This window comes from Shimia sp. R9_2 (assembly GCF_017743735.1).
GTDB lineage: Bacteria > Pseudomonadota > Alphaproteobacteria > Rhodobacterales > Rhodobacteraceae > Shimia.
The window spans coordinates 957,015-973,634 of record NZ_JAGHRO010000001.1; the positions used below are offsets into that span (position 1 = coordinate 957,015).

General features: G+C 58.7%; 19 protein-coding genes. 10 read left to right on the forward strand and 9 right to left on the reverse strand.

Going from position 1 to position 16,620, the window contains the following annotated elements:
• Positions 1-3: 3 nt before the first annotated feature.
• The 5 genes from J7400_RS04485 to J7400_RS04505 are packed head-to-tail and all read left to right on the forward strand — an operon-like array spanning position 4 to position 3,004.
• Positions 4-480 (forward strand): HPr kinase/phosphatase C-terminal domain-containing protein, encoded by a 477-nt coding sequence (locus J7400_RS04485; RefSeq protein ID WP_209060122.1) that lies wholly within the window; start codon positions 4-6, stop codon positions 478-480.
• Between the two features lie 9 nt (positions 481-489).
• Positions 490-1,413, forward strand: a complete 924-nt coding sequence (rapZ, locus tag J7400_RS04490; protein ID WP_209060124.1) for an RNase adapter RapZ — start codon at positions 490-492, stop codon at positions 1,411-1,413.
• A complete protein-coding gene (locus J7400_RS04495) occupies positions 1,410-1,802 on the forward strand; it encodes a PTS fructose transporter subunit IIA (protein ID WP_209060126.1) in 393 nt (130 codons plus the stop codon). Before rapZ ends, J7400_RS04495 begins: the two co-directional genes overlap by 4 nt.
• A 13-nt stretch (positions 1,803-1,815) precedes the next feature.
• Complete coding sequence (locus J7400_RS04500; protein WP_209060263.1) at positions 1,816-2,085, forward strand: HPr family phosphocarrier protein; 270 nt, start codon at positions 1,816-1,818, stop codon at positions 2,083-2,085.
• A 31-nt stretch (positions 2,086-2,116) separates the two neighbouring features.
• Complete coding sequence (locus J7400_RS04505) at positions 2,117-3,004, forward strand: lysophospholipid acyltransferase family protein (RefSeq protein WP_247738587.1); 888 nt, start codon at positions 2,117-2,119, stop codon at positions 3,002-3,004.
• Between the two features lie 131 nt (positions 3,005-3,135).
• On the opposite strand, the gene J7400_RS04510 is transcribed toward J7400_RS04505, so the two are convergent.
• Positions 3,136-4,011: a 3-hydroxybutyryl-CoA dehydrogenase gene (locus tag J7400_RS04510; protein ID WP_209060130.1), complete on the reverse strand. Its 876-nt coding sequence runs from the start codon at positions 4,009-4,011 to the stop codon at positions 3,136-3,138.
• 161 nt (positions 4,012-4,172) lie between these two features.
• On the opposite strand from J7400_RS04510, the gene J7400_RS04515 reads away from it, so the two are divergent.
• Positions 4,173-5,009, forward strand: a complete 837-nt coding sequence (locus J7400_RS04515) for a DUF6473 family protein (RefSeq protein WP_209060132.1) — start codon at positions 4,173-4,175, stop codon at positions 5,007-5,009.
• Positions 5,010-5,085: 76 nt separating this feature from the next.
• Here J7400_RS04515 and J7400_RS04520 read toward each other — a convergent pair whose 3' ends face one another.
• The 6 genes from J7400_RS04520 to J7400_RS21390 all read right to left on the reverse strand — a co-directional run bounded on the left by J7400_RS04520 (position 5,086) and on the right by J7400_RS21390 (position 9,451).
• On the reverse strand, positions 5,086-6,015 hold the full coding sequence (locus J7400_RS04520; RefSeq protein WP_209060135.1) for an FAD-binding protein: 930 nt from the start codon (positions 6,013-6,015) through the stop codon (positions 5,086-5,088).
• Positions 6,015-6,773, reverse strand: coding sequence for an electron transfer flavoprotein subunit beta/FixA family protein (locus J7400_RS04525; RefSeq protein WP_209060137.1), 759 nt, complete (start codon positions 6,771-6,773; stop codon positions 6,015-6,017). The genes J7400_RS04520 and J7400_RS04525 overlap by 1 nt, the downstream gene beginning before the upstream one ends.
• Positions 6,774-7,061: 288 nt before the next feature.
• Positions 7,062-7,634, reverse strand: a complete 573-nt coding sequence (locus J7400_RS04530; RefSeq protein WP_209060139.1) for a cob(I)yrinic acid a,c-diamide adenosyltransferase — start codon at positions 7,632-7,634, stop codon at positions 7,062-7,064.
• Positions 7,635-7,638: 4 nt separating this feature from the next.
• Positions 7,639-7,842 carry a twin transmembrane helix small protein gene (locus J7400_RS04535; RefSeq protein WP_209060141.1) on the reverse strand — a complete coding sequence of 68 codons (204 nt, stop codon included), beginning with the start codon at positions 7,840-7,842 and terminating at the stop codon, positions 7,639-7,641.
• Positions 7,843-7,921: 79 nt separating this feature from the next.
• On the reverse strand, positions 7,922-8,755 hold the full coding sequence (locus J7400_RS04540; protein WP_209060143.1) for an SDR family NAD(P)-dependent oxidoreductase: 834 nt from the start codon (positions 8,753-8,755) through the stop codon (positions 7,922-7,924).
• Positions 8,756-8,842: 87 nt separating this feature from the next.
• Entirely contained in the window at positions 8,843-9,451 is a 609-nt protein-coding gene (locus J7400_RS21390; RefSeq protein ID WP_209060145.1) for an SH3 domain-containing protein, read from the reverse strand.
• A 162-nt stretch (positions 9,452-9,613) separates the two neighbouring features.
• On the opposite strand from J7400_RS21390, the gene J7400_RS04550 reads away from it, so the two are divergent.
• The gene (locus J7400_RS04550; RefSeq protein WP_209060147.1) at positions 9,614-11,959 is read left to right on the forward strand and encodes a DNA topoisomerase IV subunit A; all 2,346 of its coding nucleotides are present in this window, start codon (positions 9,614-9,616) and stop codon (positions 11,957-11,959) included.
• Between the two features lie 138 nt (positions 11,960-12,097).
• Here J7400_RS04550 and J7400_RS04555 read toward each other — a convergent pair whose 3' ends face one another.
• On the reverse strand, positions 12,098-13,138 hold the full coding sequence (locus J7400_RS04555; RefSeq protein ID WP_209060149.1) for a hypothetical protein: 1,041 nt from the start codon (positions 13,136-13,138) through the stop codon (positions 12,098-12,100).
• Between the two features lie 292 nt (positions 13,139-13,430).
• Here J7400_RS04555 and J7400_RS04560 point away from each other — a divergent pair, with 292 nt between their 5' ends.
• Positions 13,431-14,165, forward strand: coding sequence for a transporter substrate-binding domain-containing protein (locus J7400_RS04560; RefSeq protein WP_209060151.1), 735 nt, complete (start codon positions 13,431-13,433; stop codon positions 14,163-14,165).
• Positions 14,166-14,240: 75 nt separating this feature from the next.
• Here J7400_RS04560 and J7400_RS04565 read toward each other — a convergent pair whose 3' ends face one another.
• Positions 14,241-15,644: a cytochrome P450 gene (locus J7400_RS04565; RefSeq protein WP_209060153.1), complete on the reverse strand. Its 1,404-nt coding sequence runs from the start codon at positions 15,642-15,644 to the stop codon at positions 14,241-14,243.
• Between the two features lie 124 nt (positions 15,645-15,768).
• Here J7400_RS04565 and J7400_RS04570 point away from each other — a divergent pair, with 124 nt between their 5' ends.
• Together J7400_RS04570 and J7400_RS04575 are read left to right on the forward strand one after the other, a co-directional pair.
• Positions 15,769-16,392, forward strand: a complete 624-nt coding sequence (locus tag J7400_RS04570) for a hypothetical protein (protein WP_209060155.1) — start codon at positions 15,769-15,771, stop codon at positions 16,390-16,392.
• Positions 16,393-16,493: 101 nt separating this feature from the next.
• Positions 16,494-16,620 (forward strand): GTP-binding protein (locus J7400_RS04575; RefSeq protein ID WP_229802302.1); only part of this gene is annotated, 127 nt, incomplete at its 3' end.

The following is a 16,620-nucleotide window of genomic DNA, read 5'->3' on the forward strand; positions in this document are numbered from 1 at the left end:
GCCATGGAGCAGGCGCCGGGCAAACCAGTGAGCGCGTCTAATTCCTCAGAAGACCTGCATGTGGCAGAGACCCTGCTGCATGGCTCCTGCGTGGCAGATGGCGGGCGTGCGGTGCTGATCCGTGGGGCCTCCGGGCGCGGGAAATCCTCGCTGGCGTTGCAGATGATGGCGTATGGCGCAAAGCTGGTGGCGGATGATCAGACCATGGTGCGCCGCGACGGGGCGGCGCTCTGGGTGTCTGCGCCTGAGACGACGAGCGGGCTGATCGAGGCGCGCGGGGTGGGCATTCTGCGTGCGGAGATTGCCGAGACCGCGCTGCTGCAGCTGGTGGTTGATCTGGATCAGACCGAAACCGACCGGCTGCCCCATCCAAGGCACGCACGCATTCTTGAGCAGGATGTGCCCTTGCTCTGGTCAGTGGACGCCCCATATTTTGCGGCAGCGCTTTTGCAGATGCTGCGTCACGGCCGAAATGCATAAGGACAGATCATGCCCGCCTCCGATAAGCCCTTTCCACTTGTTTTGCTCACCGGCCCGTCCGGTGCGGGGCGCTCGACCGCGATCAAGGCGCTGGAGGACGTGGGCTATGAAACCATAGACAACCTGCCGCTTGGCCTTCTGGAGCGGTTGCTGTCCGGGCAACCATTGCGGCAGCCCATGGCGCTGGGGCTGGATGTGCGCAACCGGGATTTCTCGCCGGACGCTTTGCTGGCGGCAATGGAGATTGCGCGGGGCATTCCAAATGCGGCGGCGGATCTCCTGTATCTGGATTGCCGGGCGGAGGTGCTGCGGCGGCGCTACAATGAGACCCGGCGCAGCCACCCGATGGCGCGTCAGGAGGACCCCACCGAAGGCATTGAGCGCGAGCTTTCGCTGCTGAGCGGGGTGCGCACCTATGCGGATGTGCTGATCGACACCTCAGAACTGAGCCCGCATGAGCTGCGTCAGGCGGTGCAGGCGCGGTTCTCTCAGCTTAACGAACAGGCGATTGGCCTGACCATTCAATCCTTCAGCTACAAGCGTGGTCTGCCGCAGGGCGCGGATATCGTGGTCGACTGCCGGTTTTTGCACAATCCGCATTGGCAGGAAGATTTGCGGGCGCTGGATGGCGGGGATGCCGCCGTTGGCGCCTATGTGTCTGAAGACCCGGGATTTGCGCCGTTTATGGAGCGCATGGAGCAGATGGTGGAAGGGCTGCTGCCGGGCTATATTCGCGAAGGCCGCAGCCATCTGATGATTGCCTTTGGTTGTACGGGCGGCAAACACCGCTCGGTCTTTGTCACCGAAACCATGGCCGAATCCCTTGCAAACAGGGGCTGGCAGGTGTCTATAAGACATCGCGAGCTTAACCGGTTTGCGTCGCTGCCAGCGCGGATACCGGTCAGCCAGGAAGATGGGGAACACACAGTTTGATCGGAATAGTGATCGTCGCGCATGGCGGGTTGGCCAAAGAGTATCTGGCCGCCATGGAACATGTGGTCGGCACGCAGGGTGGCGTGCAGGCGATCACCATTGAGGCCGATCACGACCGGCCGCAAAAGCAATCTGAGATTTGTGAAGCTGCGGATTCCGTGGATCGCGGCGATGGTGTGGTCATCGTCACCGATATGTTTGGCGGCTCCCCGTCCAACCTGAGTCTGCGGGCCTGCGCCCCGGCCAACCGCCGGATTCTCTATGGTGCAAATTTGCCAATGTTGATCAAATTGGCCAAAAGTCGCCATTTGGATGTGGCCGATGCAGTTCGCGCTGCGCTAGAGGCCGGTCGCAAGTATATTGACAGCCAAAATATTCAAGCAGGGTAGTGACATGAGCCAGATTGTCCAACGCACGATGCAGATCGTGAACGAAAAAGGCCTGCATGCGCGGGCGTCTGCCAAGCTTGTGGAAGTGGTCGAAGGATTTGACGCCAGTGCCGAAGTCGCAAAGGATGGCTTGAGTGCCGGAGGCGACAGTATTATGGGTTTGCTGATGCTGGCTGCCTCCAAAGGCACCAGCATTGACGTAGAAACCAGCGGGCCAGATGCTCTGGCCTTGGCCGACGCCATTGAGGCGCTTGTCGCAGACAAATTCGGCGAAGGCTTTTAGAACAGGCGCGCGGTGGCGCAGGAAGACGGACTTGGTAGACACGGTGCCAGAGGCGCAGGCGGGCAAACCTGCAAGCGAAACTGACGGTCAGATTTATGACCGCCGTACCCTGACGTATGCCAACTCCTTTGATGACCGCTGGACCGCTTTGGCCATTCGGGTGATCGAGTGGTTTACCGGCAAACTGACCGTTCTGCGCATGGTCAACAAGTTTGAGCGCGACAACGAACAGTACCGGGGCCAGAAGTTCTGGCGCGGGGCGCTCAATGTCATGGGCATTGAGCTCAAGACGCCCCAGGAGCAGCTTGAGAACATTCCCGCCGAGGGCCCTGTTGTGGTGGTGGCGAACCACCCTCATGGCATGGTTGACGGGATGATCTTTGCCGATCTGATAGGGCGGGTGCGACAGGATTACCGCATCCTCACCCGGTCTGTGCTGACCGGTCTGGATGAGGCGGCCTCAAGCTTTATGATCCCGGTGCCTTTCCCGCATGATCCGGACGCGCAACGCAAGATGGTTGAGATGCGTGGCAAAGCCATGGCGCATCTGAAGGAAGGCGGCGTGGTTGCGCTGTTCCCATCCGGTGTTGTGATGAGCTCTGACAGCTGGTTTGGCCCCGCGATTGAGCGGGAATGGAATGTGTTCACAGCCCAGCTGATCCGCCGCTCCGGTGCGCGGGTGGTGCCGATCTACTATCCCGGACAGAACAGCCGCGCGTATCAAATTGCCAATAAGATCTCTCCGATCCTGCGTCAGGGCCTGTTGCTGCATGAGATTGTGCGTTCCTGCCACAAGCCGCAGAAACCAGTGGTGGGCAAGCCGCTGACGGATGCGCAGATGGAACGCCTGCACACGGACCCCCGTGGCTTTATGGCGTGGCTGCGTCAGCACACGCTGGATCTGGGTAAAGACAGCTGACAGAGGCCCGCCACAGGCGGGGCTGACGCTTCATATCTTCTTAGGGTAAAAGAGCCGGAGGGCATTGTTGCTTGCCGGAGGGCAAAGCACGTGAGCGGCGCGGCGCGGGGCCGCGCGTCCCTCAGAAGTTCTTAACGGGTCGGGATCGGTGTCTCGCCGCGATAGTCATAAAAGCCGCGTTTGGTCTTACGACCAAGCCAGCCGGCTTCAACGTATTTGGTCAGCAGCGGGCAGGGGCGGTATTTGGTATCCGCAAGGCCGTCATGCAGCACGTTCATGATCGCAAGACAGGTGTCCAGACCGATGAAATCCGCAAGCTCTAGCGGGCCCATCGGGTGGTTTGCACCCAGCTTCATGGCGTTGTCGATGGAGGCGACGTTGCCCACACCTTCATAAAGCGTGTAGCAGGCCTCGTTGATCATCGGGATCAGGATGCGGTTCACGATGAAGGCCGGGAAGTCTTCGGCGCTGGCAGCGGTTTTGCCCAGACGCTCCACGATGTTCAGGCAGGCCTTATAGGTGGGCTCATCGGTGGCAATGCCGCGGATCAGCTCAACCAGCTGCATCATCGGCACCGGGTTCATGAAGTGGAAGCCCATGAAGCGCTCTGGGCGGTCGGTGCGGCTGGCCAGACGGGTGATCGAGATCGAGGATGTGTTTGAGGTCAGGATCGTGTCTGGACCGAGATGCGGTTTCAGCGTGTCAAAAATCTGATGTTTGATCTCTTCCCGCTCGGTCGCCGCCTCGATCACCAGATCGGTGCCGCCCAGATCCGGCAGCTGCAGCGTGGTTTTGATGCGGGCCATAGCCTCGGCCTTTGCATCGGCGGAAATCTTCTCACGGCTGACCTGGCGCTCAAGGTTTTTGTCGATGCGCGCCACGGCGGCATCCAGCGCGTCCTGGTTGATATCGTTGAGCAGCACATCATAGCCAGAAAGCGCCATTACATGCGCGATGCCGTTGCCCATTTGGCCCGCGCCAACGACGCCAATCGTTTTGATGTCCATGTCACTTATCCTCTGAGACCTTTGCGAGGACCTTATGCCTGCGTGGGCGACAGCTGCAAGAGGGGGGAGTCGCTAAAACTTATGTCAAAGGCGCGCATTAGCTTTTTCGCAAGAGCTTTGCGCGATTCTCCCAAACGGGTGAGAAAATTAGTGGTGAGAATATGTCTTACGAGAAGATGAAGGGCGGTGAGCTCAATTATGAGCCGTGTCGTTACGGGGAGTCCCGGCTGGCCTTCCGTGGACCGAAGAAAGATCTGGACGCGCCTTATGTTGCGTTTCTGGGTGGGACAGAGACCTATGGGAAATTTGTTGCGCATCCGTTTGTGGAGATGCTGGACGACAGGCTGCCGCTGGACTGTGTGAACCTTGGCTATGTGAACGCCGGGATTGATGCATTTCTGGCAGAGCCAACTGTTTTGGAAATGGCGCAGCGGGCCGAGGTGACGGTGGTTCAGGTCATGGGCGCGCAGAATATGTCCAACCGGTATTACAAGGTGCATCCGCGCCGCAATGACCGGTTCATTGGCGCCTCCAATATGATGCAGATGGTGTTCAATGAAATTGATTTCAGCGAGTTCCATTTTACCCGCCATATGCTGGGCACGCTTTGTGCGCGCACGCCGGACCGCTACTGCATGGTGCGCGATGAGCTGCGCATGGCGTGGAGCGCACGGATGAAGCTGTTGCTGAACACCATCGGCGGCAAGGTGGTGCTGTTGTGGGTGGCTGACCATGCGCCTGACACCGCGCTTGGCACCAGTGGTCTGGGGCCGGATCCGCTGTTTGTGGACCGTCTGATGATTGAAGAGCTGCGCCCGCTGGTGGAAGACGTTGTGGAAGTGGTGCTGAGCGAAGAGGCCATGGCACATGGCGTCACCGGCATGGCCTTTGGCGATATGGAGCGTGGTGCGGCGCAGCGTATGCTGAGCGTGAAGGGTCATGAAGAGACCGCAGAGGCGCTGGCTGAAAGCCTGCAGGTGCTGATGCCGCTGGCGTGAGCCACACCGGCGCCAGACGAAACAAAAAAAGGCCCGCCAATCAGGCGGGCCTTTCTGTATCTGAAAGCGGTGTCGCTTAGCCGAGTTTTTCGGTCAGAGCAGGCACGGCTTCGAAGAGGTCAGCCACCAGACCGTAGTCTGCAACCTGGAAGATTGGCGCTTCTTCGTCTTTGTTGATCGCAACGATGATCTTGGAGTCTTTCATACCTGCAAGGTGCTGAATGGCGCCGGAGATACCTGCTGCGATGTAGAGCTCAGGTGCCACAACCTTACCGGTCTGGCCAACCTGCCAGTCGTTTGGTGCGTAGCCGGAGTCAACCGCGGCGCGGGATGCACCAACAGCTGCGCCCAGCTTGTCTGCCAGAGCTTCGATGATTTTGAAGTCTTCTTCAGACCCAACACCGCGGCCACCGGAGACAACCACGCCAGCGGAGGTCAGCTCAGGACGGTCGCTCTCGGCAACTTTGTCCTCAACCCACTCAGACAGGCCTGGGTTTTCTGCCGCGCCGATGGTTTCCACGGATGCGGAACCGCCTTCGCCTGCAGCGTCAAAGGTGGACGTGCGGAAGGTGATGACCTTCTTGGCGTCGGAAGATTTCACGGTCTGGATCGCGTTGCCGGCGTAGATCGGACGCTCGAAAGTGTCGCCATCCACAACTGCAGTCACGTCAGACAGCACCATCACGTCCAGCAGCGCGGCCACGCGTGGCATCACGTTTTTGGCGTCGGTGGTGGCTGGTGCAACGATGTGGCTGTAGTCGCCCGCGAGGGAAACGATCAGCGCAGCAGTTGGCTCGGCCAGACGGTGGCCAAGGGATGCATCCTCAGCAACCAGAACCTTGGCAACGCCGTCGATTTTCGCGGCAGCTTCGCCAGCAGCGGCAGCAGATGCGCCAGCGGCCAGAACGGTCACGTCACCCAGTGCTTTTGCAGCGGAGACAGCTTTGGCGGTGGCGTCCAGCGCCAGCTCACCGTTGTTGACTTCTGCGAGAAGAAGAACAGCCATTATACAGCCCCCGCTTCTTTGAGTTTTGCAACCAGCTCATCTACGGAGCCAACCATGATACCTGCGGCGCGCTCAGTCGGCTCGGAGGTTTTCACGATTTCCAGACGTGGGGAGACATCCACGCCGTAGTCGGCAGCGGTTTTCTCATCCAGCGGCTTTTTCTTCGCTTTCATGATGTTCGGCAGAGACGCATAGCGCGGCTCGTTCAGACGCAGGTCCACGGAGATGATTGCCGGGGTGTTGACTTTGATGGTCTGCAGACCACCGTCCACCTCACGGGTCACAACCGCTTTGTCGCCGTCCAGATCCACTTCAGATGCGAAGGTCGCCTGGGACCAGCCCAGCAGAGCAGACAGCATCTGGCCGGTTGCGTTCATGTCGTTGTCGATCGCTTGCTTGCCGCAGAGCACGAGGCCCGGCTGCTCTTCTTCGACAACTTTTGCCAGGATCTTGGCAACGGCCAGCGGCTCGATGTCCTGATGTACATCGTCAGCAGCCACAACCAGGATGGCGCGGTCCGCACCCATGGCGAGGGCGGTGCGCAGGGTTTCCTGAGCTTGCTTCACACCGATAGAAACGGCGACGATTTCGTCCGCTTTACCGGCTTCTTTAAGACGGATGGCCTCTTCGACTGCAATCTCATCGAATGGGTTCATCGACATTTTGACGTTGGCGAGATCGACACCGGTCCCATCCGCTTTCACGCGGACTTTCACGTTGTAGTCAATCACGCGCTTGACAGGTACAAGTACCTTCATGGGCGTAGACTCCTCAAAGTTTGTCAAAGCCGCCTAGGCAGCTCATCCGAATGCTCTCACGGCGTTGATATATATTCGCGCGCTCAGGAAACAGAGCAAAATCGTCACCTTGCAGCGCAACGACGTCGCGTATTGATGTTTTCACGCGACGTTCTTCGAAAGATTGTTGCCGCGTCGCAGAAAGTTACGCGAGGAGAGTTTGCGTCAACCGTGCCGTTAACGCAAACAGATGGGCCGATAACCCGGATTTGATTCGCGCTGCTGCGCGCGGATTGGAGGATGCGGGGCTCAGCGGTTGGCGCCGGGCACCCAGAGCACGTCATCCTTGCCGTTGTTGTTGGCCACACGGGAGGCCACGAAGAACCAGTCGCTCAAGCGATTGAGGTAGGTCACTGCGTCGCTGTTCACATCTTCATGTTGGGCAAGTTCAACCGAAAGGCGCTCTGCGCGGCGTGCCACTGTGCGGCAGACATGCAGATGCGCCGCCAGTGCGGAGCCGCCGGGAAGCACAAAGCTGCGCAGCGGTTCGAGATCGGCGTTCATGGCGTCGATTTCTTGTTCAAGGCGTGCCACCTGGCTCGCCGCCATACGCAGGGGCGGGTATTCGGCTTCGGCGTCTTTGGCCATGTCCGGGCGGCACAGATCGGCGCCAAGATCGAAGAGATCATTCTGGATGCGCATCAGCGCGGTGTCCATTTCACCGACCGCATGCAGACGGGCCACGCCAACGGCCGAGTTGAGCTCATCAGACGTGCCATAGGCCGCGACGCGCCCATCGTATTTGGCAACGCGGTCGCCATTGCCAAGTGCGGTTGTGCCCTTGTCGCCGGTGCGCGTGTAGATTTTGTTCAGTACCACCATGTCGTCATCCCCCCTGACGCAGCCAAACAAACGCCAGGATCAGCAAAACCGCCACAAATTGGGCGATCAAGCGCAGGCGCATGATTTTGTTGGCATATTTCTTGTTAAATTCGCCGCCTCTGGCAAACCCGCCGACACCCACCATCAGGATGATCAAAACGCCAATACAGGCGACAGCGGCAACCCAAAAAAGGGGATCATTGGCCATGAGACTGCTCCTCGAGTTTGTGGTGGCTCTGTGTAAACGCTTTGGGCGAAAAAAAGAACCACCAACTCTGTACGCGCGCTTAGCCTTTGGAGATCACCCAATCGAGCGCGCGGGTCGACAAAAGTCGCCGCAGGACGTGCATCAACCGTGCAGGAAAGGTGATGCGGTAGCGCGCGCGCGGTTTTTCGGACTCCAGAGCATGGATCAACTTGTCGCAGACTGCGGAGGCCGGCAGCTCAAACTTATCTGGCGTCTGATCCTCTTCTCTCAGGCGTTCGACCAACCCTTTGCGGTAGTCCTCCGCATGGGGTGAGTTTTCCCAGTCGATCCATTTGAAGAACTGTTTCGCGGCATTGGTGCGGATGTTGGAGGTGATCGGGCCGGGTTCGATCAGGATCACGTGGAGCGGGGTGTCGCGCAGCTCGATGCGCAGGCTGTCGCTTAGGCCTTCCAGAGCGAATTTGGTGGCCACATAGGCACCGCGATAGGGCATGGAGACATAGCCCAGAACCGAGGAGTTCTGAACGATCCGCCCATGGCCCTGTTTGCGCATGATTGGCACCACCTGTCGGGTCAGATCGTGCCAGCCGATCAGGTTGCTTTCCATCATCTCGCGCAGACCGTCGGTTGGCAGGTCTTCAATCGCGCCGGGCAGGGCGCGCGCGCCGTTGTTAAAGAGCGCATCCAGCGTGCCGCCGGTGGCAGCGAGCACCTCTTCAAGGCCGGTGCGGATGGTTTCCGGATCGAGATAGTCGATGCGGGGGCTTTCATAGCCCATGGCAATCAGGCGGTCGCAGTCTTCCTGCTGGCGGCAGCTGGCGAACACGCGCCAGCCGCGGGCCTTCATGGTTTCAGCGGCTGCAAGGCCAATGCCTGTGGAGCAGCCGGTGATCAGGAGCGTTTTCTGGGTCATAGCGAGACTGGCCTTCTGTTGCGCGCGTTTGCGCGGCACACTAGGCCGGACCAAGACCGGAGCAATAGCCCAGACGTGGCGTCTTACTTAACTGTTAGGTGATGTGATCATTTTTGCAGACATCCAGCCGACAATGCCGCTTTCCTGATCACGCAGTTTGAGCCAGCCGGAGCCGCTTTCGCGCAGAATTTGCACTTCCTGGCCCCGCGACAGCACGGCCAGCACGCCATATCCGATGCCCGGTCCGCCGCGCATGTTCACGCGGGAGCCGCGCACTTGCCGCATATCGGCGGTGGCGCGGGGTGCGGGCTCCGCTGCGGGCACCGGGGTGGCCTCAGCAACGGCCGGAACAAAGGCCGCATTCGGGGTCTCGTAGGAGGCCAGATTCACATTGCGCGAGGTGGCAAACACATTGTTGGTGATGCCGGGCTGAACTGCCGGGATGACCGAGGCTGTGTTGGCGGTGCGTACTACCGCTGGCGTGGCCCGAACCGTGGGCACAGAGGTTACGACACGCACAATGGACTCATTTTTGGTGACCGTTGCTGACGTCTCCATGGCAGTGGAGGCGATGGCCGGTTCCGTATGGGCCGATTCCACGATGCGCTGCGATTTTGGCTCAAAATCCGCGCCACCGCTGAGTTCCCAGAAGGCCCAACCCATAATGCCAAAACTCACAATGACAAACTTATTCACTTTGTACCCTCCCCAGGGAATCAATAAATCAATACAGACGCGCTTCTTAAGCGCTTGATGCAAAAGATAAACTGAGGAAATCCTTAACTTGTGGGGGAAAAATCGGCGGCTGTTCCCGTGCATGTGCTTTACCGTGACGGCGGCAAAAGTTATCACTCAGCCATGACTGATCTGATCGATGACGACGAGCTCCCCTCTCAGAACGTAACGGAACCGCTGCGGCGCGCGATTGGCGACCGCTATCTGACCTATGCGCTGAGCACGATTATGCACCGCGCGCTGCCAGATGCGCGGGATGGGTTGAAGCCGGTACACCGCCGAATCCTTTACGCGATGCGTGAGCTGAAACTTTCCGCCACCGGCGGCTTCCGGAAATCCGCGAAGATTTCCGGTGACGTGATGGGCAACTATCACCCGCATGGTGATGCCGCGATTTACGACGCAATGGCGCGTTTGGCGCAGGACTTCAACGTGCGCTACCCGCTGGTCGACGGTCAGGGGAACTTCGGCAATATCGACGGGGACAACCCGGCGGCGAGCCGATACACGGAAGCGCGGATGACCTCGGTTGCTGAGGCGCTTTTGGAAGGGCTGAACGAAGACGCGGTTGATTTTCGCGAGAACTATGACGGCACGCTGAGCGAGCCTGTTGTGCTTCCGGCGACCTTCCCGAACCTTCTGGCCAATGGTGCCAGCGGCATCGCGGTGGGGATGGCGACAAACATTCCGCCCCACAACATCAGCGAGCTGTGTGACGCCTGTCTGCATATGATCAAGACGCCGGATGTGCGCGATGACACGTTGCTAAACTATGTGCCGGGGCCGGATTTCCCGACCGGTGGCGTGATTGTTGAGCCGCCTGAAAGCATCGCGCAGGCCTATCGCACCGGGCGCGGCTCGTTCCGTTTGCGCTGTAAGTGGGAGAAGGAAGATCTGGGTCGAGGTCAGTGGCAGATTGTGGTCACTGAGATCCCCTATCAGGTGCAGAAATCCAAGCTGATCGAGAAGCTGGCCGAGCTGATCCAGACCAAGAAGGTGCCTATTCTCGCGGATGTGCGCGACGAGTCGGCAGACGATATCCGCGTCATTCTGGAGCCGCGCAGCAAGAACGTGGAGCCGGATGTTCTGATGAACATGCTCTATCGCAGCAGCGATCTGGAGATCCGCTTCTCGCTGAACATGAACGTCTTGATTGATGGTGTGACCCCGCAGGTCTGCTCCATGAAAGAGGTTCTGCGCGCGTTTCTGGATTTCCGCCGTGAGGTGCTGATCCGTCGCTCCAAACACCGGATGGAGAAGATTGACCACCGTCTGGAAGTGCTGGAAGGCTTCATCATTGCCTTCCTCAATCTGGACCGTGTGATTGACATCATCCGCTATGATGATGCGCCCAAACAGGCGTTGATGGCAGAGAACTGGGATCTGGATCATCCCCGCGCGACCAGTGAGGCGGACTATAAGTCGCCGCTGCCGGGCAGTGGTGCAACCCAGCTGACCGAGGTGCAGGCAGAGGCGATCCTCAACATGCGCCTGCGCAGCCTGCGCCGTCTGGAAGAGCTGGAGCTGATCCGCGAGCGGGATGCGCTGCAGGAAGAGCGCGCCGGCATCGTTGCGCTTTTGGGCAGCGAAGACATGCAGTGGGAGCGCATTTCCGATCAGCTGAAAGAGGCCAAGAAGACCTTTGGCAAAGGCTATGAAGGTGGCGCGCGCCGCACCGTTTTTGCCGAGGCGGCCGAGGTGGAAGAGGTGCCGATTGAGGCGATGATCGACCGAGAGCCGGTGACTATTGTCTGCTCTCAGATGGGGTGGATCCGGGCGATGTCCGGCCACATTGATCTGACCCGAGAGCTGAAATTCAAAGATGGCGACGGGCCGCGGTTTATCTTCCATGCGGAGACCACGGACCGCCTGCTGATGTTTGGCAGCAACGGGCGCTTTTACACTCTGAGCGCGGCCAATCTGCCAGGTGGGCGCGGCATGGGGGAGCCTGTGCGCCTGATGGTGGATCTGCCCAATGAAGCGGAGATCGTGGACATCTTTGTCCATGCGCCGGAGCGTAGGCTCTTGGTGGCCTCAAGTGCGGGTGACGGCTTTGTGGTGCCTGAAAAGGATGTGATTGCCCAGACCCGGACCGGCAAGCAGGTGCTGAACGTCAAGGACGACGTGAAGGCGATGATCTGTAAGCCGGTGGATGGCGATCATGTGGCGGTGGTGTCCAAAAACGCGCGCTTCCTTGTGTTCCCTGTGGATGAGCTGCCTGAACTGGGTCGCGGCAAAGGGGTGCGCCTGCAGAAGTACAATATGGCGCGCGGCCGTCAGGGCACGCTGGAGCTGGATGGCGGCCTGTCGGATATCACCACATTCAAGTGGGAAGACGGCCTCACCTGGTCGATGGGCAACAGCGGCAAAACCCGCCATGAGCCTGATCTGTCAGACTGGCTGGCGAAGCGGGCCGGGGTGGGCAAGAAGCCGCCCTATGGCTTCCCCAAAGACAACAAGTTCAAATGATTTTCGGGGGCCGCTGTGCCCCCGTTTTTCTTCGATGTGAGATGAGGATTTTGCGGTGGGTGAAAGGTCCATCCTTGCGTTTTATCGACCTATGATTGGGCGAGGTGCTTGGGGGTTAGTTTCATGGTGTGGGGGAGCTTAGAATTTTGTCCTATGCCGTTCCAGTGTGTGGCCATAAGGGCTCAGCTCACCGTAGAAAAAGACCGTTGAACCTGGCCGCAAACTGCCGCTGTCATTTTTGGAGAAACCGCAGGTCTCTAGCGTTACATTTTTTGCATCTAAAGGGGTAAGTGAAAGGCAAAGTCCCATTTTGCGAACGATCTTTGCATGGGAGATCACGTAGGCCTTTTCCGCCTTCGGATGATTTGTCAGCACGTTTATGGCTGTCGGGATCAAGGTGTGCTTTCCCCCTAGTTGCCAGCTCGCGAATGCAAGTGCCAACAGCACGGTACCACCAAACATTGCCTTCGGGCGTGAGCTTTTCCAGCCGTCCGGCCGTTGGTAAGGAGGGCGCATAATCATAGCCGCAACGGCAAGGGCGATTGGTCCCAAGAACGCTGCTTGCAAAAGCACTTCGTGTTTTTGTTCCCAAGCCAGCTGCTGAGGGGTGGCGATTGTTTTTGAGAAGATCGTAAGGGTCGCCAGGCCCATCCAAGGCAAGCAGGCGACGTAAAGGCATGACTTATCGAGCCAGTCTTGTTGTCGGGGTTCCGAGGCTTCAGTGTAGATCGCAGTGTGCAGGCCCTGAGTGTCAAAATAGTCGGCATAAACCTTATGTGCAAAGCCTGACATGAATACCAAAAGGTTGATAAGTACCGCTGCGGCGGACGCGGCCACAAGCATGAGTGCCATGGCAAATTGATTGTCGGACGCGGGAGCGTCAAATAGCCTAAACAGCAGATAGAAAAGGGCGCCGATAAATATGAGGTTTGCCAGGTGGTTTAGTAGTTCGGAGCCTCGAACAAACACATCTTGCATTGCATTCTCAAATTTGCCCGGTAGCAGGAACTCCATGGCTTTCAAAAATATTAGAATGACCACAAGCGCATCAATGGCGTTTATGATTTCTGGGGAGGAGAATGTTGGGGCTGCGAGTGAGATAAACGTGGCAATCGCGAAGAGCCCAATGAAGCCCAGCAATCTAGCGGATACATCTACGGTTAGTAGTGCATAATTCAAGGTCGACCCCTATCAACTTTTACGCGAGTCTTTTGCGGAAAATCATGTCTCAATTTTGGCGCGCGTATGGCGTCAAAAAGAAAGTGCCGCAATTGGTGTGCGCTTTGGCTCTGAGCCTCTTACTCTATGTCTTGCGACGTTCGTTTCGGCACCCGCAAGGCCTCTCCATTTTGAACTGAATTTTGCTCAGCTGAGCGCTGTGCGCGGGGCCGGTTTTTAGACTTTGTTAGTCTGAAAAACCTAGGTCCAGCGCTGGAATACTTATTCATTCGGTCAAAAAGAAAGCACAGCCATGAAAACCATTCTTGCAGCCGGCACCTTCGCACTGGCCAGCCTGTCTGGCACCGCCAGCCTTGCAGAAACCCTTGTGGTGGGCGTTGAGAACATCGACTACCTGCCGCACTACAAATGGGACGGGAACTCCTACACCGGCTTTGCGGCTGATGTGCTGTCCGCCTTTGCTGCGGACGAAGGGCATGAGCTGCAGTTCAAAGCGCTGCCGATTAACCGCTTGATGCAGGCGGTGGTGTCCGGGGATGTGGATTTGAAATATCCGGACAATGCCTATTGGTCCGCTGGTCTGAAGAGCGGTGTCGAAATGCACTATTCCACCGTCGTGGAATCGACCGTGGAGGGGGTGATGGTGGTTCCTGAGAACCTCGGCAAACCCGTGGATGAGATCGCGCAGATCGGAACGGTTTTGGGTTTCACAGCCTTTTCCTGGTTGGACCGGATTGAAGCAGGTCAGGTGACGCTGAAAGAAAACCCGAACTTCAGCGGCCTGGTCCGTCAGGCGCTCGCGGGGCGTATCGATGGCGCCTATGCAAACGTGCATGTTCTGAACCGGGTTCTGAGCGAAATGGGGCAGGACGAAGGGGCGCTGGTCTTTGATGAGAGTCTGCCGAATTCGCAGGCGGATTACCATCTGTCCTCCAGCACGCGCGGCGACATTGTTGACTCGTTCAACGCGTGGTTCGCGGCCAATCAGGACACGGTAGCAGCGCTGAAAGAGAAGCACGGCTTCTGATCTGCCTGAGACAAAAAGCATGTGAAGCGTCGATCATGAGAATGGTCGACGTTTTCTTTTTGACGGGTGTTAGGCTCAGGAGGTTTGCGCGATCTCTTTGGACTGCAGCCAAACCCCGCCTTCGGGCCTCAACGTGAGGATCATCACTGGCTTTGGCGGGCGGCCTGCGATCTCTTCAAAATGAAAGCGGCGCAGAAGGGCTGCGAGGATGATCACGGCCTCCTGCAGCGCAAAGCTCGCACCTATGCAGATGCGCGGGCCGTCGCCAAACGGCAGGTAGGCGTAGCGGTCAATGGCTTTGCGGTTGGCAAAGCGGTCCGGGTCAAAAGCGTCCGGATTGTCCCAGAGCTGGTGATTGCGCTGCAGCGCGTAGATCGGGATCATCACCGTATCGCCGGGATGGATGTCGCGGGCGCAGAGCGAGTCGGCCTTTTGCGCGGTTCGGGAAATGATGCCCGCCGGTGGGTAGAGCCGCAGGGTTTCCTCGACAATCTGGCGCAGATAGGTGAGCTGATCGACATGATCGCCGGTGATCGGAGCGTTGCCGCAGACCACGCTGATCTCGGCGCGCGCTTTTCTTTGCACGCCTTGGTCAAAGGCGCAGAGGTAGAGCGCCCAGGCAAGGGTGAGCGCGGTGGTCTCATGCCCGGCGACGATGAAGGTCAGCAGATTGTCACGCAGCTCTGCGGTGTTCATGCGCTTTTTGGTTTCCGGGTCTTCGCCCGCCAGCAGCAGATCCAGCAGATCCGGCGTGTCTTTTGCCCCGCGCGCGCGCCGGGACTCGATGGCCGTGTCGGCAACCTTTTTCATCTCGACCATGGCCTGGCCGGTACGGATGCGGCCGGGGCGCGGCACCCAGTCGGGCACGCCCAGCATATCCAGTAAGGAGATTTTGCCGGCCTCTGCGATATAGGCGTCGATGGCCTCATGCACCGCGCCGCTGTCCATCCTGCCATCACCTGAGAAGGTCACCTCTGAGATCACATCAAAGGTGGTTTTGACCATCTCATCCAGCAGGTCGACGGCGCGGGGGCCTGCAGTCGCGATACGGTCGGCGGCGCGCTCTCCGGCGGCGGCCATAACGGGGGCAAGGTTGCTGATGTTGCGGTGGGTGAACGCGGGTGCAGCAGCGCGGCGCTGCCAGCGCCAGTGCGCGCCTTCCGCAATAAACAGGCTGTCACCGATGGCGGGGCGCAGGATGTTCTTGGTGGCGCGGGACTTGGGATAGTCGTCGACCTTTTCCAGAAGCATCTGCCTGATGGCGCCGGGGTCCATCACCATGTGCCAGCGCAGCCCGGTGCGGCCAGACACCATGGGCTGACGCACGGCGATTTCGGGAAGGATCGACAGAAGATTGCTGCGCGCCGCCTTGAGCGAGCCCCAGAGCCCAAGCGGCTCGGTGGCAAGTTTGGCGTGAACAGGCAGAGCCTTTGCGCGGTCGGCCTCGGTCAGCTGGGACTGATGTACATCATCTGGCATGTCGATCCTTCTACGCAAAAGTTTAGGCTGCGGATCAACTCAAATAAAGGCCAAGATTGCGTGAAAGCCGGGCATCGGCTATGTGATCGCTCAATCACAACGACGAGCAGCAGGAACAGCTTACATGGGCAGGATCGGGATGTGTTTGGCGGCATTGGCCGTGCTGGTATCTTGTGGCGCACGCAGCACCGAAGTGACCAGCGAAAAGCTGGACCTCGGAGATTTCACAATGGGCCACAATATTGTGGTGGCGCCGGATCTTCAGAAAGGCCCGCTGTCGCGCGAATTGCCCAAGGAGCAGTGGGTTGCTTCAATGAAAAATGCGGTGGATGCGCGTCTGGGCCGCTATGACGGAGAGCGTCTGGTGCATTTTGGCATCAACCTGTCAGGTTACATGCTGGCGCAACGCGGTGTGCCGGTGCTGCTGTCCACGAAATCTGCGCTGATCCTCACCGTCACCGCCTGGGATGACCGTGCGGGCGCGAAGTTCAACGAAGAGCCGCGCGAGATCATTGTGCTGGAAAGCTTTGGCAGTGGCACGGTTGTGACATCCAGTGGTTTCACGATGACCGCCGAAGAGCAATTGGAAAATCTGACCTTCAACGCAGCGCGTGAGATTGAGCGCTGGATGCATGAGAATCGGGCCTGTCTTGTGGACGATGTGCCCCCCGAAGTGCTGGCAAAATGCTGGCCGTCTGAGAAAGATGAGCGTAAGCGTGCGCAGCTGGAACGAGAGCTGCGTCGATAAACGGCAAACCCGCTTGATTTTTTGCGCGCAACCAAATATGTCGCGCGCGGTAGAGGAAAACGGGCCAAGACCGGCCCCCCACAAAGTAGAAGGCGCCCGAGATGGCTAAGGAAAAGTTTGAGCGCAGTAAACCGCACTGCAACATCGGCACCATTGGTCACGTTGACCACGGCAAAACCACGCTGACCGCCGCGATCACCAAACAGTTTGGTGACTTCAAAGCGTACG

Bases quoted from the DNA above. Each gene is read 5' to 3' on its own strand.
- J7400_RS04540 (WP_209060143.1), bottom strand. From the start codon at position 8,755: ATGACCCAGAAAACGCTCCTGATCACCGGCTGCTCCACAGGCATTGGC.
- J7400_RS04510 (WP_209060130.1), bottom strand. From the start codon at position 4,011: ATGGACATCAAAACGATTGGCGTCGTTGGCGCGGGCCAAATGGGCAAC.
- J7400_RS04530 (WP_209060139.1), bottom strand. From the start codon at position 7,634: ATGGTGGTACTGAACAAAATCTACACGCGCACCGGCGACAAGGGCACA.
- J7400_RS04550 (WP_209060147.1), top strand. From the start codon at position 9,614: ATGACTGATCTGATCGATGACGACGAGCTCCCCTCTCAGAACGTAACG.
- J7400_RS04570 (WP_209060155.1), top strand. From the start codon at position 15,769: ATGGGCAGGATCGGGATGTGTTTGGCGGCATTGGCCGTGCTGGTATCT.
- J7400_RS04515 (WP_209060132.1), top strand. From the start codon at position 4,173: ATGTCTTACGAGAAGATGAAGGGCGGTGAGCTCAATTATGAGCCGTGT.
- J7400_RS04520 (WP_209060135.1), bottom strand. From the start codon at position 6,015: ATGGCTGTTCTTCTTCTCGCAGAAGTCAACAACGGTGAGCTGGCGCTG.
- J7400_RS04560 (WP_209060151.1), top strand. From the start codon at position 13,431: ATGAAAACCATTCTTGCAGCCGGCACCTTCGCACTGGCCAGCCTGTCT.
- J7400_RS04565 (WP_209060153.1), bottom strand. From the start codon at position 15,644: ATGCCAGATGATGTACATCAGTCCCAGCTGACCGAGGCCGACCGCGCA.
- J7400_RS04525 (WP_209060137.1), bottom strand. From the start codon at position 6,773: ATGAAGGTACTTGTACCTGTCAAGCGCGTGATTGACTACAACGTGAAA.
- rapZ (WP_209060124.1), top strand. From the start codon at position 490: ATGCCCGCCTCCGATAAGCCCTTTCCACTTGTTTTGCTCACCGGCCCG.
- J7400_RS04535 (WP_209060141.1), bottom strand. From the start codon at position 7,842: ATGGCCAATGATCCCCTTTTTTGGGTTGCCGCTGTCGCCTGTATTGGC.
- J7400_RS04485 (WP_209060122.1), top strand. From the start codon at position 4: ATGGAGCAGGCGCCGGGCAAACCAGTGAGCGCGTCTAATTCCTCAGAA.